This is a genomic window from Duganella sp. AC237 (genome assembly GCF_979254035.1).
The window spans coordinates 587,432-603,027 of sequence record NZ_CEEDEW010000003.1; the positions used below are offsets into that span (position 1 = coordinate 587,432).

Consider the following 15,596-nt stretch of genomic DNA (forward strand, 5'->3'; position numbering starts at 1 on the left):
TTAGCAGTATCAGGCCACGTTGCGGACGATGGCTTCACTATGGACGATGATTTTTGCGGCATCGGCTTGCAACAGACGGATGCGGCGCTGCACCAAAGGCCAGCCCGACCACGGCACGGCGGCGGTGCCGGCTGCGCAGTCGACCGGCTTGTTCGGCGCCAGCGCAGCGAGCGGCGCTGGCGTCTTGCGCGCATGCCGATCGAGCGCCTGCGACAGGATGCCGACCACCTCGGCGTGGCTCTCGTCCAGCATGGCGTTGACCGGCTCCTTCGGCAACTCCGTCACGTGGCGGCGCAGGATCGAGCGCAAGGCCGCCACGTGCGCCACCAGCAGGTAGTTCTGCACGATGAACAGGTTGATGTCCTCCACTGCGCGCTGCTTGCTCGATGGCTCGTCGAGCATGCGCACCAGCGCGGAGCTGAGCGACGCCAGGCTGTCCATCAACCGTTTGCGCTCGATGCGGTAGGCGAAATCGTCCTTGCCTTTGCCTTGCAGCAGATCGAAGCTGGCCTGCATGTAGCGCAGGTTCACGTCCAGCACTTCGCGGATCAGGCGCGGGAGGGTTTGGTATTCCCAGTTGGCCAGCACGAAGCTGAAGGCCGTCGCCACCGCCGCGCCGATGAAGGTATCGATGAGGCGCTCCATGATCAGGTCGTTGTTCCCCGGCGCGATCAGGTGCATCTGCAGCAGGATCATGATACTGACCGCGATGGCGGCGTAGCGGTAGCGCAGGTAGATGAAAGTGGGCGTGGCCACCGTCGCCACCACCAGGATGCCGAGCATGAAAGCGGGGTGGTTCAGGTAGCGGATCACCAGCGCGGTGATCACGCAGCCGATGACGGTGCCGATGATGCGGTCGCTGCGCCGCTGCTTGGTCATGCTGAAGCTGGGCTTGAGGATGATCACGATGGTCAGCACGATCCAGTAGCTGTGCGCCGCGTAAGGCAGCCATGCGGCCACCGCCAGGCCGACCGAGATCGCCATCGCCACCCGCAGCGAGAAGCGGAAGATCGGCGAATCCATGCGCAGGTGCGACAGGATCATGCGCAGCTCGTACTTTTGCTGCGACAGGAAGGGCCCCATGTCGGCGTCGACCCAGAACGGCGTGGTGTCGTAGACCTTTTGGCTGGCCTGATGCAGTTCGCCGATCATCTTGATGATGGCGCGGATCTTGTTGCGCTGGGCGCGCAGCACCGCCAAGGCTTCCTGCTGCGGCTTACCGTCGTCGATGCGGCGCTGGATCGCGGCCAGTTCCGCTTCCACGGCGTCGAGCTCCGGCGTGTAGCTGATCTCCGCGTACGACGCCTTTTTGCGGGTGACGTCGTAGGCCACCGATTCGATATCGCGCGCGGCCTTGTAGGCCAGGTCGTGCAAGGTGGCGAGCACCGGCGAATCGGCCAGGTGCATGCGCAGTTGCGCGTAATCGGTGTGGGTCGACAGGATCAGCTCATACAGGTCCAGCATGCAGACGTGGACCTGCACCACGATGGCGTCCTTGCTGTTCTGGTGCGCGCGCAGGATCAGGTCTCGCGACGCTTGCTGGCGGTCGGCCAGCACGCTTTGATGGCGCACCAGCTTATTGAACTGCTCATTGAGGTTGTAGCGGGTGTCGTAGAAGTCGGCCTTGATGTCGATGTAGGCGGCCAGCTCGAACAGCGCCTCGGCCAGCACCTGCTGCTTGATGCGGTGACGCAGTATCCACGAGATGCCCATCGCGTACGCCAGGTAGGCCACCGCGCCCAGGGTGAACAGGCCGGTATGAATGAACGACTGCTTGACCGTCATCGAGTGCTCCATCGACATGGTCATGATGAACAGCGTGGCCAGTTGCAGCGGCATCGACTTTTTGCCGTAGACGACCATCATGCAGGCGAGGAAGCTGATGATCACCAGCATCGTCAGCAGCAGCCAATGCAGCGGCGCGCACAGGCTGATGAGCAAGGTAACGGCGCTGCACAGCAGCACCGAGGCGCTCATCTCGTTGAATTTGTGGCGCAGGGGGCTGGGCATGTCCATCAGCGCGGTGCACAGGGCGCCGATGCAGACCGTCATGGCGGTGGCCATGTCGGCGAACTGCAGGGTGATCACGGTGACGCCGACCAGGCCCGCAGCAAAGCGCAGCCCAAGATAAAAATAGTGGCTGTAGAAGAAAGTGCGCAGATTGAGTGCGTAGTGCATGGCTGTGACCTTGTGGGCAGCGGGTGCTAATGTGTGCACGGCGGGATCGCCGCCGCGCACACGGGGAACGCGAAACTACGGTGTCGGGCTGTCGTCAGAAGACCGACAGCACCGGGTAGCGGCGCCATTCGGGTTCGGCGTGGCGCTTGCCGTTTTCGAAGATGAAGCCCAATACTTTTTCCTGATCCGACAGCAGCGCCGGATTGGCTGCCTTCCACGCTTCGAACTTGGCCTTCAGTTCCGGCTCCGCTTCGAGCATTTCCAGCGCCAGGTCTTCGAACACGTAGTCGGAGAACGCTTCCTTCTTTTCCAGCACGCTGTTGAAGAAGCCCCAGCGGAAGAATGAGTCGTGGCCTTGCGGTTCCAGCGTTTCGACGGCGTAGCGGGCGTTGGCCTGCTTGAGCGGGATGAACCAGTCGCCCGGCTGCACGGTGAAGCTGCCGGTGCGCGCTTCCAGTTCCACGGCGTCGTGATACATATGGCCTTCATACGCGTGCGGGCGCGAGGTCACGGAAGCGATGTGATAGTACTGCGCCTCGATGGTCGACGCTTCGTCGAACGCGGCCATCTCGACGCCGTTCCACTGCAGGCGCTCGATGGCTTCGCGCCAGGCTTGCGGCACGATATAGCCTTTCGGCGCGCGCACGGTGGCCGCCGGCACGAAGTTGTTGTAGTAGGCGATGTCCTTTTCCCACGGCTGGCTGCGATCGTAGGAGAGGCGCTGATAGTTCCCCAGCACGCTGGCGCTGCGCTTGGCCGCGTAGCCCTCGAAGCGGACGGTCGACGGATTGGTGTCATCCATTTGCCAGGCGACGGTCCACTCGCTGGCGTTGGCCGCCTGCTCTTTTGCGTCGGCGCGCAGGGCGCGGATTTGCGCGCCGTGGGCGGCGGTGAAGGCCATCGTCACGTCCAGCAGCGCGCGCATCGATTCGTAGCGGTCCTTGAAAGGCTTGAGCATGTGCGTCTCCGGCATGAAGCCGATGACGTGGTGCAGGGCCGCGAAGCCGGTCGAGAAGCGCGGTACTTCCAGGAATTCGGCGATGCCGTCGTCCGGGCTGTCCTTGATTGGGTTGACGTAGGGGCAGGTGGGCCAGCCCTTCGCTTCCATCTCGGCGTAGATATGCGGCAGCATGGTCTCGCGCAGGAAGGGGCCGAGGCCGTAGCCCAGCTTATCCGCCTGGGTGTGGATCAGGGTCATCGTGTACGGATAGTCGGCGCCGTTGGACGTGTGGGTGTCGACCATGACGTCCGGGTCCCAGCTGGTCACCAGCTGGTTGAACAGGCGGGCGTTGAGCGTGTCGCACTTGATGAAGTCGCGGTTCAGGTCCAGGTGGCGGCTGTTGCCGCGGAAGCCGAATTGCTCGGGGCCGTCCTGGTTGACGCGCGAAGTGTTGGCCCGGTTCAGCGCGCCGTCGACGTTGTAGAGCGGTACGAACAGCAGCACGGTGTCGCCCAGCGCCGCCAGGCGGGCCGGCTCGTAGCACAGGTCGCGCACGATGGCCATGCAGGCGTCCACGCCCTCGGGTTCGCCGGGGTGGATGCCGTTGTTGTTGAAGAAGACGGTGCGGCCCTCGGCCTTGATCTGCGAGCGGTCGAACACGCCGTCCGGGCTGACGATGCCGGCATGCACCGGGATGCCGCCGTCGGACACGCCGATCTGTTCAAAACGCAGCACCTGCGGGAAGCGCGCGGCCAGCTCCTCGTAGAACGCGATGCATTCGGTCCACAGGGTGGTTTGATTTTGATTGCCTTTTTCATAAGGCGTCGGCATATCTGGGTGCATGGCAGTCTGGATCTCAGAGGAACAATGTGAAATGGCGCGCCACGCCTTGTGGGCGCTTCGGCGTGCTGTCGAGGGCGCGATTGTATCATTCGTGCCCGCTTTTTGAGCGGCGGCAGGCCGCTCGCGCCAAGTACTTGAGTTGTTTCAAGGAAATAAATCCACGCGGTGGTCTACTGGAATTCTCGTCATGAACCAGGAGCCAGCGATGTGGAACGGGAGTGGGCTTGGTGCGGTGCTGGTCGCTTTTCTGCTGGCGCTGGTGTGCAAGGTGGGGCTGGCGCAGATCGGGCCGCGCTATGTGATCGACGTGAAAGCGGTCGGCGGCGTCGCCATCGTCGGCGCGGCGCAAGGCAGCGTGCAGCTGGTCGGCAAAGGCCTGGCGCTGATCCGCTTCCGAGGGCTGCGCCTGCTGACCGTGGGGGCCGACGCCGACGCCTACAGCGCCGAGTCGGTGCGCGAGTGGCCGGCGGTCGACCTGGTGCTGGTGACGCCGGCCAGCGCCGGACGCTACGGCGGGCTGGCGCCGCTGGCCGCGCTGCGCAGGCTGCCGGTGATCCTGGTGGAGCCGTCCGCCGGCGCGGCGGTGCCGCCGATGCCGCCGCCATCGTCGGCGCCGGGCGGTGGTGGCGACGGCCCGCACTACTATCCGATGCAGACCTGGGACGCATTGCATCTGCGTAAGGGCACGGGGAAGAACAACGATAAAGCGTGGCTGCGCGTGACGGCCATGCCCGGTCGGCCGGGAACGGCGCCTGTGGCGGGTTTTGTGCTGGAGCTGGGCAGCGGCCGGACCTCGTACCGGTTGTATGTCAGCTGCGAGGCGCTGGCCGCCGACGAGATCGAAGGCCTGCCGCTGCGCCTGCCGGGTGCCGACCTGGCGCTATTGCCGGCGCGCGATGGGCCGCAGTTGGTGCCGCTGCGCCGGGCGACGCAGGGCGCCGGCGTACAGGTGGGCGATGCCGGCTTGGTCGGCAAGCCGGCCGCGCTGACGGTGGCCGGCTACGCGTTCCGGGCAATCCGGCGCTGATTATTTCTTGGCGTTGGTTTCCACCCAGGCCGCGAAGGCGTCGGCGAATTTCTTCAGGAATTCCCTGGTGCGGTCGTTGTTGATCTTGCCGTCGTCGCCCAGCAGGCTGCCGGCGCCGCCGATGTAAGCTTCCGGCTGTTGCAGCACCGGCATGTCGAGGAACACCAGCGACTGGCGCAGATGATGGTTGGCGCCGAAGCCACCCACCGCGCCGGGCGAAACGGTGACCACGCCGGCCGGCTTGCCGCTCCAGGCGCTGTCGCCGTAGGGACGCGAGCCGATATCGATGGCGTTCTTCAGCGGCGCCGGCACCGAGCGGTTGTACTCCGGCGTAACGAACAGCACGGCGTCGGCCTCCTTGATGCGCTGGCGGAAATGGGTCCATGCCTGCGGCGGCGTGACATCTTTCCCTTCCAAATCCTCGTTGTACAGGGCCATCTCGCCGATTTCAACGATGTTGAACTCCAGCGAAGGCGGCGCCAGCGCGATCAGTTCGTGGGCGAACTTGCGGTTGATCGACTCCTTGCGCAGACTGCCGATCACTACGGCGACTTTTTTGGCGGGCATGACTTCTCCTGGTCTTGATTGGTGGAATGGAAGCGTTACTGTACCGCAGGCGCAAAAAAACCACGCCGCGTTGCCGGGGCGTGGTTTCGTTGAGCGGCAGGGAATTACTCGGCGTTCATTTCCTTCAGCAGATTATCGGCGTGGTCGACGTGCTTCATGTTCCACAGGATGTAGCGCAGATCGACCTGGATATCGCGCGTCATCGCCTTGTTGAAGTCCCAATCGGAGATGATCGAATCGAGCGTGCCGTCGAAGGCCAGGCCGATCCACTCGCCTTTGCTGTTCAGCGCGGCCGAGCCGGAGTTGCCGCCGGTGATGTCCAACGTCGCCAGGTAGGCGACCGGCACCGATTTGAGCACCGGATCGACATACTTGCCGAAGTCCTTGGCCTTGATCGCGTCCAGCTGCGCCTTGGGCGCGTTGAACTCGCCTTCGCCGGTGGCCTTGGCGGCGACGCCGGCAACGGTGGTGAAGGCTTTCCAGCTCGAGCCGTCGGCGCCCGGATCGCGGCCGGCGATCTTGCCGAAGGTCACGCGCAGGGTGCTGTTGGCATCGGGATAAACAGCGCGGCCCTGGCTGTTCATGTAGGCGATCTTGGCCTTCATGTAGTTGCCGTAGGCTTGTTGCAGCTTGCCGCCCAGTTCTTCCTCGGCCGCTTCTTCCTTCAGGTCGTTGTCGTACAGCGCCACGGCCGCCTTGACGAAGGCGTCGTCGCTGGCCTTGAAGTCCTGCGGCTTCTTGTCCAGCCAGGCGGTGCGGGTGGCCGCGTCGCCCAGCTTGCTGCCGGCGTAGAGCTTGTCGAGCGCCGCTTGCAGGTCGGCGCGGCTCATGCCGTCCTTGATGCCGACGACCGTATCGAAGGCGGCGCTGCGCTGGGCGGCCGGCTGGGCCGCGTACTTGGCCAGGCTGTTCATGACCAGCGCCTTGTCGACCTTTTCGTCGTAATTGCGCAGCAGCGCGGCCACGCTGGACTTGATGCGCGGCACGTCGCGCACCTGGTAGCCGGACTTGCGCTCGACGTCCGGCTTGGCGTTCTCGTTGGCCAGGCGGTACAGCACGCGCGCGGTGTTGAGCAGGCGCGGTTTCGAGGTCGACAGGTAGTAGTCGCGCTTGGTTTCGGCGTCGCGCTGGGCGATCAGCTTCTCGACCAGTTCGATGTCGGACGCGTATTCCTTCTTGCGCGCGGCGTCGGCGTTGATCCAGGTCTTCAGCGCTTCGTGCTCGGCCGTTTTGCGGGCCAGCATATCGCTGTTGGCGTACGAGTTCAGCATGCCCTGGCGGTTCTTGTAGTAATTGTTGATGCTGGCCACCTGCGACGCGTATTTCAGCGCGGTGTCTTTATCATCCTTGGTCATGGCGGCGATGGTCGCCAGGTTCTCGGCCGACGTCTTGACGAAGTTCGGATAGCTCCAGTCGAAAGTGAAGGCCACTTCCGACGGCAGGCGGTGGCGGTTGGTGCGGCCGGGGTAGCCCAGCACCATGATGAAATCGCCTTCCTTGACGCCTTCCCTGGCCAGTTTCAGATAGTGCTGCGGCACGTAGGGGACGTTGTCCTTGCTGTAGTCGGCGGCCTTGCCGTCCTTGCTGACGTAGGCGCGGTAGAAGCCGTAATCGCCGGTGTGGCGCGGCCACATCCAGTTATCGGTATCGCCGCCGAACTTGCCGACGCCTTCCGGCGGCGCGTGCACCAGGCGCACGTCGCGGATCTCGAGCTGCTTGCTCAGATAAAATTCCAGGCCGCCGTAGAACGACGACACGGTGCAGCGGTGGCCCGCGTCTTTTTCGCACTCGGCGGTGATGGCCTTGCTGTTTTTCTCGATCGCATCGCTGCGCTTCTTGCCGCTCAGTTTGGCGACGGCTGGCGTGACGACCTGCTTGGTCACGTCGGTGACGGCCTTGGTTACGAAGATGCGGCTGCCCGGTGCGGCCGGCAATTCCTCGCCGAAGTTCTTGGCCAGGAAACCGTTGGCCAGCAGATTGCGTTCCGGCGTCGAATTGTGCGCGACGCTGCCGTAGACGCAATGGTGGTTGGTCGCAACGAGGCCTTGTGGCGACACGAACGACGCCGAGCAACCGCCGAGGCTAACGATGGCGCCGGCCGGGAACTCGGTCAGCTTGGTCAGGTTGGCGGGGTCCAGTTCGAGGCCGGCGGCTTTCAGTTCCTTCGCCACTTGTGGCAGCTGTTGCGGCATCCACATGCCTTCGTCGGCATGGGCGGCGGTGCTCAGGATGGCGAGCGCGATCAGAGTCTTATGCATTTATATCGTTTCCAAAGTGGTGACGTGGGACAGCGCTGAGAGTATCCGCAGCATTGCCGTATACGTCAACCACATTTTGACGATATCAAAAAGCAACCCCGGGGGCACTGACCCCCGGGGTGGGGGCTTACGGTTGGGGCCGTGTCTGAATGACAGACTTGACCCCGACTGTTTAGTCGGCTTTGATGGCTTCGATCTGGATCGCCAGTTTGACTTCCGGGGCGAACGCCGGGGTGCCGTAGTTCAGGCCGAAATCGGTGCGCTTGAACTCGGCCGTGGCGTCGGCGCCGCAGACTTCCTTCTTGTAGCGCGGGTGCATGATGCACTTGAACTTGTCGACCTTGAGCATGACCGGCTTGGTCACGCCCAGCATCGTCAGTTCGCCGTCGACGCCGATCAGCTTGTCACCGTCGAACTTGAACGATTTGCTCTTGTAGGTGATGGTCGGGAATTTCTCGACGTTGAACATGTCCGGACCGCGCGCGTGGCTGTCCATCTTGTCGAAACCGAAGTTGATCGAGGCCGGGTCGATGGCGATGTCCAGCGAGCCGGTCTTGGTCTTGGCGTCCAGGGTGACGGTGCCGCTGGTCTTGTTGAACTTGCCGCGCCATACCGACAGGCCCATGTGGTCGGCCTCGAAGCTCGGGAAGGTGTGCGTCGGGTCGATGTTGTAGGTGGCGGCGATGGCGGACGTGGCCGAGGCGGCCAGCAAGGTGGCGACCAGGATCTGTAATTTCATGCGGTGTGTCTCCCTGAGTGGATGGCGAGTGGTTTATTGACCGGACTTATTGGCCGGCTACTACGTGAAACTTGATCGTGACGTCGTCGGCCACCATGCTGGTGTCCTTCCATTCGCCTTCGCCGATGTTGTAGGCCAGGCGTTTGATCGGCAGCGCGCCGTCGAACACTTGCTTGCCGCCCTCGGTCTTGACCGTCAGCGGGAAGGTGATGTCGGTGGCTTTGCCTTTGATGGTCAGCTTGCCGGTGACGGTGAGCTTGCCCGGTCCGGCGCTTTTGATGGCGCTCGAGACGAAGGTCGCTTTCGGGAACTGGGCCGAGTTGAACCACTCCTTCTTGGCCACTTCCTTGTTGTACTCCGGATCGCCCATGTCCAGGCTGGCCGTTTCGACTTCGACCGTGGCCTTGGAGGCGTCCGGCTTGGCGGCGTCGTAGTCGATGGCGACCGTGTATTTCTTGAATTTCGATTCGATCGGCACGTTCATTTGCTTGAACGTGGCCGAAACCGAGCTCTTGGCTGGATCGGTTTTCAAGACGGCGGCGCTGGCGGCCAGGGCGACACCCATCAGGGAGACGAGGGCGATTTTCTTCATGGTTTTCATAGTGGCTCCGGTAGGGGGTTACGGCAGCATCCGCTTGAGCGTGATGTCGCGGTCGATAAAGTGATGCTTGAGTGCGGCCAGAGCGTGGGCGACAACAACACCCGCCATCGTCATGACCAAAACATAATGAACAGTTTTTAAAATTGCCTTAAGTTCAGGGTCCGGTCCGATCAGCGCCGGCAGGGTGACCAGCTTGAGGTAGACCACCGGCACGCCGGCCGCGCTGCCGTACAAATAGCCGGAGATCGGCGCGGCGAACATCAGGAAGTACAGCAGGTAGTGCACGCCGTCGGCGACCTTGTGCTGCCACGGCGGGATGCTCACCAGCGGCGCCGGCGGCGTGTTCGCCAACCGCCACAGCAGGCGGAGCGCGGCCAGCGCGAGCACCGTCACGCCCAGCCATTTGTGCCATGAGAAGTATTTGAGCTTGGTCGGCGTGAAGCCGGGGATGGCGACCATCGTCAGGCCGAGGAAGAAGGCCGCGACGATCATCAGCGCGATCAGCCAGTGCAGCAGCATGGCCGTCTTGGTATAGCGTTGCATGGGTAGTGCTCCGGAAAATAGTACGTGTTAGGACTAACTGTTGCGGCTAATATACCAAAGAAACGCGGCGTGTGCTGGCGGGCAATAAAAAAGCCCCCGGGACGTGCGTCGCGGAGGCTAGTGTATGACAGATTGCTTATTTACATCAGATGGCTTTTGCCAGAGCCGGGGCGATGCCGATGTAGTTGGCAGGGGTCATGTCCAGCAGCAGGTCCTTGGCGTCCTGCGGAATGGCCAGGCCGAGGATGAACTCGCGCAGCGCGTCCTTTGAGATGCCCTTGCCGCGCGTCAGTTCCTTCAACTGCTCGTACGGGTTCTCGACGCCGTAGCGGCGCATCACCGTTTGCACCGGCTCGGCCAGCACTTCCCAGTTGGCGTCGAGGTCGGCGGCGAGGCGGGCGTGGTTCACTTCGAGCTTGTTGAGGCCGCGCAGGCAGCTGTCGTAGGCCAGCAGGGTGTAGCCGAAGCCGACGCCGATGTTGCGCAGCACGGTCGAGTCGGTCAGGTCGCGCTGCATGCGCGAGACCGGCAGCTTTTCCGACAGGTGCTTCAGTACCGCGTTGGCCAGGCCCAGGTTGCCCTCGGAGTTTTCGAAGTCGATCGGGTTGACCTTGTGCGGCATGGTCGACGAGCCGATTTCGCCGGCCTTGGTCTTCTGCTTGAAGTAGCCCAGCGAGACGTAGCTCCAGATGTCGCGGTTCAAGTCCAGCAGGATGGTGTTGACGCGGGCGAAGGCGTCGAACAGTTCGGCCATGTAGTCGTGCGGTTCGATCTGGATGGTGTACGGGTTGAACACCAGGCCCAGACGCTGCTCGATGACGTCCTTGGAGAACGCCGCCCAGTCGAACGATGGATACGCCGACAGGTGGGCGTTGTAGTTGCCCACCGCGCCGTTCATTTTGCCGAGGATCTCGACCTGTTCGATGCGCGTGATGGCGCGCTGCAGGCGGGCGACGACGTTGGCCATCTCCTTGCCCAGGGTGGTCGGGCTGGCGGTCTGGCCGTGGGTGCGCGACAGCATCGGCACGTCGGCGTTGGCGATGGCGATGTCGGTCAGCCTGGCGATGACGTTGCGCAGCGATGGCAGCATGACGCCGTCGCGGGCGGCCTTGAGCATCATGCCGTGCGAGGTGTTGTTGATGTCTTCCGAGGTGCAGGCGAAGTGGATGAACTCCGACGCGGCGACCAGTTCCGGCACGTCCTTGACCTGTTCCTTGAGCCAGTATTCCACGGCCTTGACGTCGTGGTTGGTGACCGCTTCGATCTCCTTGATGCGGGCCGCGTCGCTTTCCTTGAACTCGTTGGCGATCTTGTCCAGCAGCGCGGTGCCGGCGGCCGAAAACGGCTCGATCTCGGCGAAACCGGCCAGCGACAGCGCTTGCAGCCAGGAGATTTCCACTTTGACGCGGTGGTGCATGAAGCCCGATTCGGACAGGATGGGACGCAGCAGGTCGGTTTTGCCGGCGTAGCGGCCGTCCAGCGGCGACAGCGCCGACAACGTGGAGTAAGCAGGTGTGGTCATGATCGAGGAGGGGAAGTTGAAGAAGGCAAAACGTGATTTTACCATTGGCGGAGGGCGACCCCGCCGATGTTATACTGTCCGCTAACCTTCTACTCCGTGCATCCATGAAACTTATCGGTTCCCTCGCCAGTCCTTATGTCCGCAAAGTTCGGGTCGTCCTGGCCGAAAAAAAGCTCGATTGCCAGTTCGAGCTGGAAAACGTGTGGGCGCCCGATACGGCCATCAGCATCCTGAACCCGCTGGGCAAGGTGCCGGCCCTGGTCATGGAGGACGGCAGTGTGATGGTCGATTCGCGCGTGATGGTCGAGTATCTGGATACCCTGACGCCGGTGTGCAAGCTGCTGCCGCCGAATGGCCGCGACCGCGCCGACGTCAAGTGCTGGGAGGCGCTGGCCGACGGCATGCTGGACGCCGCCATCATCGTGCGCCTGGAGCGCACCCAGCGTCCGATCGAGCTGCAAAGCGAGGACTGGATCGCGCGCCAGATGCGCAAGGTGCATTTGGGCCTGGCGGCGCTGTCGGAAAAGCTGGGCGACCAGGCTTACTGCGCAGGCAAGAACTATTCGCTGGCCGACGTGGCGGTCGGCTGCACCCTGGGCTGGCTGTCGTTCCGCTTCCCCGAGATCACATGGCGCGACGACCACGCCAACCTGGCCAAGTTGTTCGACAAGCTGTCGGAGCGCCAGTCGTTCAAAGACACCGTGCCATCCGCCTGAAGTAACCATGCCTAAGACGATGCCGCCCGAGGCGGACAGCGCCTCCGCGCAGCAGCGCCGGTTGCAGATGGCCGATATCGCGCGGCTGGCCGGCGTGTCCACCTCAACCGTGTCGCGCGCGCTGGCCGGCAGCAAATTGGTCAGCGAGGAAACGCGCGTGCGCATCATGGAGCTGGCGCGCTCGCTCAAATACACCATCAACATCGGCGCGCAAAACCTGCGCATGAAGCAGAACCGCACCGTCGGCGTGGTGATCCCGTACGACCCGGCCACGCGCCAGCATTTGTCCGATCCGTTTTTCCTGGGGATGCTGGGCAGCCTGGCCGACGCGCTGACCGAGCAGGGTTTCGACATGCTGGTCTCGCGCGTCAACGCCGAGGAGCTGGACGCGGCGGCCGGGCCGTTCGACACCGGCCGCGTGATCGGCATCGTGTTGATCGGCCAGTGGCGCCATCATGAACAATTGAACCAGCTTGCGGCGCGCCATGTGCCGATCGTGGTGTGGGGCGCGCAGTTGCCGCAGCAGCTGTACTGCACCGTCGGCGGCGACAACGTCACCGGCGGCGAGTTGGCCGTCACCCATTTGCTGGAGGAGGGCCGCAAGCGCATCGCCTTCTTCGGCGATATCAACCTGCCCGAGGTCGGGCAGCGTTACGAAGGCTATTGCGCCGCGCTGCGCAAGGCCGGCATCGAGGTCGATCCGGCCTTGCAGGTGTCGGTGTCGTTCCTGCCCGAGGGTGGACGGGAAGCGGTGCGGGAGCTGCTGGCGCGGCGCGTGCCGTTCGACGCCATCTTCGCCGGCAGCGATTTGCTGGCCATGACCGCGATTAATACGATGCGCGAGCACGGCCTGTTCGTACCGGGACAGGTGGCCGTCGTCGGCTATGACGATATCGAGCTGTCGACCTATTTCCATCCTCCTTTGAGCACCGTGCAGCAGCCGATCCGCGAGGCCGGCCGCGCGCTGGTGGCGTCGCTGCTGGAGCTGGTCGAGGGCCGGCCGTCGCCGTCGCTGCAGTTGCCGACCAAGCTGGTGGTGCGTTCGAGCAGTTGCGCCGTCTGACGACTGCCTAATTTTCGCAACCGATTGCATAAATTTAATGGTGCGACGCAGCATTAATCGTGCTCTGCAACGTAATTTTTGCCAAATCTGTCCCGGTTTCCTTCTGCGGTAATTGCACCCAGAACATATTGCGGCGCATCTATGCAATCGATTGCATTAAATCCGTGTTCAAGGAATAATGGCGTACCTGTTCAACAAAACAGCAGAGCAAAACGACAATATCTGGAGACCACCATGAAACACCGCACCATCAAACTGGCCGCCATGACGGCCGCCGTCGCCGCCGCCGTCCTGCACATGGGCGTCGCCGCCGCGCAGGAAGCCGCTCCCGCAGCCGCCGCTTCGGCCACCGCCGCACCCGCCGACGGTTTGAACATGGAACGCGTGGTGGTCACCGGCACCACCACGGGTTCGTCGAAGATGAAGACCAGCGTTTCGATCAGCACCATCGAGGGTGACGTCATCAAGAATTCGGCGGCCCTGAGCGCGGCCGAAGTGCTGCGCGCCGTGCCGGGCGTGCGCGCCGAATCGTCGGGCGGTGAGGGCAACGCCAACATCACCGTGCGCGGCGTGCCGGTATCGGCCGGCGGCGCGCGTTATGTGCAGATCCAGGAAGACGGCCTGCCGGTGCTGCAGTCGGGCGACTTCAACTTCATCACGCCGGACAGCTACGTCAAGATCGACGGCACGCTCGACCACCTGGAAGTGGTGCGCGGCGGCTCGGCCTCCACCCTGGCGACCAACGCGCCGGGCGGCATCATCAACTTCATCACCAAGACCGGCGAGGAGAAGGGCGGCCATATCGGCATCAGCCGCGGCCTCGGTTACGACGAGACACGCTACGATTTCGACTACGGCTCGCCGATCTCGGACAAGACCCGCTTCTTCATCGGCGGCAGCTACCGCACCGGCGAAGGCGTGCGCGATAGCGGCATGAGCACCGCCAGCGGTGGCCAGATTCGCGGCAATCTCACGCATGACCTGGACAATGGTTTCATCCGCCTGTCGTTCAAGCACGTCGACGACAAATCGCCGACCGCGCTGCCGGTGCCGGTGCGCGTGGTGAACCAAAAGATCACCGAGATCCCCGGCATCGATCCGCGCACGGTGAGCTTCTATTCGCCGAACTGGGTGCGCGATGTCACCTTGGGCAAGAACAACACCCCGGTGTCGACCGACGTCAACGACGGCCTGCATGTGAAGAGCGATTCGATCGGCCTGGAAGGCTCGTTCGACCTGGGCGACGGCTGGAACCTCAGTAACAAGTTCCGCGCCTCCGACAACAGCGGCCGCTTCACCGGCGTCTTCGCCGGTAACAATGGCGTGAACGGCAATTACACCTTCGCCACCGGTCCGAATCGCGGCCAGGCCTACAACGGCGCCGCCTTCTCGGCGGTGGTGTTCAACACCTCGATCGACGACGCCGGCAATACGCTCAACGACACCAAGCTGTCGAAGACCTTCAAGCTGGCCGATGGCTCGAAGTTGACCACCACCGCCGGCCTGTATCTGTCGAACCAGAAGCTGGCGTTGACGTGGAACTTCAACGAGTACCTGATGCAGCTGAGCGGCGACAAACCGGCGCTGCTGCAAACGGCCAGCACCACGCCAGGCCTGGTCGGTCCGGCCTTCGGCGGCTGCTGCATGCGCGCGGTCGATATGGAATACAAACTGACGTCGCCTTACCTGAACGTGGGTTACGAGGCCGGTCCGCTGAACCTGGACGCGAGCGTGCGCCAGGACCGCCAGGAAGCCAACGGCAGCGCCAACATCGCCACCGGCGGCCTGCGCTACGATCCGGCCACCGAGCAGATGGTCAACTACAAGATCAACCACACGTCGTATTCGGTGGGCGGTAACTACCGGATCACCAACAACCTGGCGACGTTCGCGCGCGTCAGCGATGGCGTGGCGTTCAATGCGGACCGCATTTTGTTCGGCACGCCGCTGGATGGTTCGGCGCCGATCAACATCAACACCGTCAAGCAGCTGGAAGGCGGCGTGAAATGGCGCAGCGGCGGTTTGAGCACCTTCGTGACGCTGTTCCAGGCCAAGACCGACGAGAGCAACTACGAGGCGACCACGCAGCGCAGCACCTCGAACAAGTACGACGCCAAGGGCGTGGAGCTGGAAGGCGCGTATTCAATCGGCGACTTCCGCATCAGCGGCGGCGCGACTTACACGCATGCCAAGATCACCGGCACCGCCGCCGCAGATGTGGCCAACATCGGTAATTCGCCACGCCGCCAGGCCAAGTGGATCTATCAGGTTGCACCTACCTATACCATCGGCGACGCGACGGTCGGCGCCAGCGTGATCGGCACCGGCAAATCGTGGGGCGACGATGCGCACACTATCGAGATGCCGGCGTATGCTGTGGTCAACGCCTTCGTCAACTACCGCGTGACTGAGAAAGCCACCGTGTCGCTGAGTGCCAATAACCTGTTCAACAAGATCGGCTATACCGAAGTGGAAGGCGATGGGCATGCGGCACGCTCGATCACCGGCCGCGCCGCGAAGGTCACCTTGTCGTACGCGTTCTAAGCAGGACCAAGCTTCAATCTGAAACACGTAGGGCGGATTAGCGCAGCGTAATCCG

General features: G+C 63.2%; 12 protein-coding genes. 4 read left to right on the forward strand and 8 right to left on the reverse strand.

Annotated elements, in window-relative coordinates; genetic code table 11:
* Nucleotides 1–9: 9 nt before the first annotated feature.
* Complete coding sequence (locus tag AC0IYS_RS02915; RefSeq protein WP_471703760.1) at nucleotides 10–2,178, reverse strand: FUSC family protein; 2,169 nt, start codon at nucleotides 2,176–2,178, stop codon at nucleotides 10–12.
* Between the two features lie 94 nt (nucleotides 2,179–2,272).
* Nucleotides 2,273–3,961: a M14 family zinc carboxypeptidase gene (locus tag AC0IYS_RS02920; protein WP_471703761.1), complete on the reverse strand. Its 1,689-nt coding sequence runs from the start codon at nucleotides 3,959–3,961 to the stop codon at nucleotides 2,273–2,275.
* A 187-nt stretch (nucleotides 3,962–4,148) separates the two neighbouring features.
* Here AC0IYS_RS02920 and AC0IYS_RS02925 point away from each other — a divergent pair, with 187 nt between their 5' ends.
* Nucleotides 4,149–4,988 carry a hypothetical protein gene (locus AC0IYS_RS02925; RefSeq protein WP_471703762.1) on the forward strand — a complete coding sequence of 280 codons (840 nt, stop codon included), beginning with the start codon at nucleotides 4,149–4,151 and terminating at the stop codon, nucleotides 4,986–4,988.
* Here AC0IYS_RS02925 and AC0IYS_RS02930 read toward each other — a convergent pair whose 3' ends face one another.
* The 6 genes from AC0IYS_RS02930 to purB all read right to left on the reverse strand — a co-directional run bounded on the left by AC0IYS_RS02930 (nucleotide 4,989) and on the right by purB (nucleotide 11,218).
* Nucleotides 4,989–5,555 carry an NADPH-dependent FMN reductase gene (locus AC0IYS_RS02930; RefSeq protein WP_471703763.1) on the reverse strand — a complete coding sequence of 189 codons (567 nt, stop codon included), beginning with the start codon at nucleotides 5,553–5,555 and terminating at the stop codon, nucleotides 4,989–4,991.
* A gap of 104 nt (nucleotides 5,556–5,659) precedes the next feature.
* A complete protein-coding gene (locus AC0IYS_RS02935) occupies nucleotides 5,660–7,813 on the reverse strand; it encodes a S46 family peptidase (RefSeq protein ID WP_471703764.1) in 2,154 nt (717 codons plus the stop codon).
* A 172-nt stretch (nucleotides 7,814–7,985) separates the two neighbouring features.
* A complete protein-coding gene (locus tag AC0IYS_RS02940; protein ID WP_471703765.1) occupies nucleotides 7,986–8,552 on the reverse strand; it encodes a YceI family protein in 567 nt (188 codons plus the stop codon).
* 46 nt (nucleotides 8,553–8,598) lie between these two features.
* Nucleotides 8,599–9,153 (reverse strand): YceI family protein, encoded by a 555-nt coding sequence (locus AC0IYS_RS02945; RefSeq protein WP_463453039.1) that lies wholly within the window; start codon nucleotides 9,151–9,153, stop codon nucleotides 8,599–8,601.
* Nucleotides 9,154–9,171: 18 nt separating this feature from the next.
* Nucleotides 9,172–9,696 (reverse strand): cytochrome b, encoded by a 525-nt coding sequence (locus AC0IYS_RS02950; protein WP_471703766.1) that lies wholly within the window; start codon nucleotides 9,694–9,696, stop codon nucleotides 9,172–9,174.
* Between the two features lie 145 nt (nucleotides 9,697–9,841).
* Nucleotides 9,842–11,218, reverse strand: coding sequence for an adenylosuccinate lyase (gene purB / locus AC0IYS_RS02955; RefSeq protein WP_471703767.1), 1,377 nt, complete (start codon nucleotides 11,216–11,218; stop codon nucleotides 9,842–9,844).
* Nucleotides 11,219–11,322: 104 nt separating this feature from the next.
* Here purB and AC0IYS_RS02960 point away from each other — a divergent pair, with 104 nt between their 5' ends.
* From AC0IYS_RS02960 to AC0IYS_RS02970, 3 genes are all read left to right on the forward strand, one after another.
* Nucleotides 11,323–11,934: a glutathione S-transferase N-terminal domain-containing protein gene (locus tag AC0IYS_RS02960; RefSeq protein ID WP_471703768.1), complete on the forward strand. Its 612-nt coding sequence runs from the start codon at nucleotides 11,323–11,325 to the stop codon at nucleotides 11,932–11,934.
* 7 nt (nucleotides 11,935–11,941) lie between these two features.
* On the forward strand, nucleotides 11,942–12,997 hold the full coding sequence (locus AC0IYS_RS02965) for a LacI family DNA-binding transcriptional regulator (protein WP_471703769.1): 1,056 nt from the start codon (nucleotides 11,942–11,944) through the stop codon (nucleotides 12,995–12,997).
* 234 nt (nucleotides 12,998–13,231) lie between these two features.
* Entirely contained in the window at nucleotides 13,232–15,541 is a 2,310-nt protein-coding gene (locus tag AC0IYS_RS02970) for a TonB-dependent receptor (protein ID WP_471703770.1), read from the forward strand.
* Nucleotides 15,542–15,596: the final 55 nt, after the last annotated feature.

What these genes read in the sequence shown, in the direction of transcription:
- AC0IYS_RS02925 (WP_471703762.1), top strand. Translation starts at nt 4,149, where the DNA reads ATGAACCAGGAGCCAGCGATGTGGAACGGGAGTGGGCTTGGTGCGGTG.
- AC0IYS_RS02960 (WP_471703768.1), top strand. Translation starts at nt 11,323, where the DNA reads ATGAAACTTATCGGTTCCCTCGCCAGTCCTTATGTCCGCAAAGTTCGG.
- AC0IYS_RS02915 (WP_471703760.1), bottom strand. Translation starts at nt 2,178, where the DNA reads ATGCACTACGCACTCAATCTGCGCACTTTCTTCTACAGCCACTATTTT.
- purB (WP_471703767.1), bottom strand. Translation starts at nt 11,218, where the DNA reads ATGACCACACCTGCTTACTCCACGTTGTCGGCGCTGTCGCCGCTGGAC.
- AC0IYS_RS02965 (WP_471703769.1), top strand. Translation starts at nt 11,942, where the DNA reads ATGCCTAAGACGATGCCGCCCGAGGCGGACAGCGCCTCCGCGCAGCAG.
- AC0IYS_RS02930 (WP_471703763.1), bottom strand. Translation starts at nt 5,555, where the DNA reads ATGCCCGCCAAAAAAGTCGCCGTAGTGATCGGCAGTCTGCGCAAGGAG.
- AC0IYS_RS02945 (WP_463453039.1), bottom strand. Translation starts at nt 9,153, where the DNA reads ATGAAAACCATGAAGAAAATCGCCCTCGTCTCCCTGATGGGTGTCGCC.
- AC0IYS_RS02920 (WP_471703761.1), bottom strand. Translation starts at nt 3,961, where the DNA reads ATGCACCCAGATATGCCGACGCCTTATGAAAAAGGCAATCAAAATCAA.
- AC0IYS_RS02940 (WP_471703765.1), bottom strand. Translation starts at nt 8,552, where the DNA reads ATGAAATTACAGATCCTGGTCGCCACCTTGCTGGCCGCCTCGGCCACG.
- AC0IYS_RS02970 (WP_471703770.1), top strand. Translation starts at nt 13,232, where the DNA reads ATGAAACACCGCACCATCAAACTGGCCGCCATGACGGCCGCCGTCGCC.
- AC0IYS_RS02950 (WP_471703766.1), bottom strand. Translation starts at nt 9,696, where the DNA reads ATGCAACGCTATACCAAGACGGCCATGCTGCTGCACTGGCTGATCGCG.
- AC0IYS_RS02935 (WP_471703764.1), bottom strand. Translation starts at nt 7,813, where the DNA reads ATGCATAAGACTCTGATCGCGCTCGCCATCCTGAGCACCGCCGCCCAT.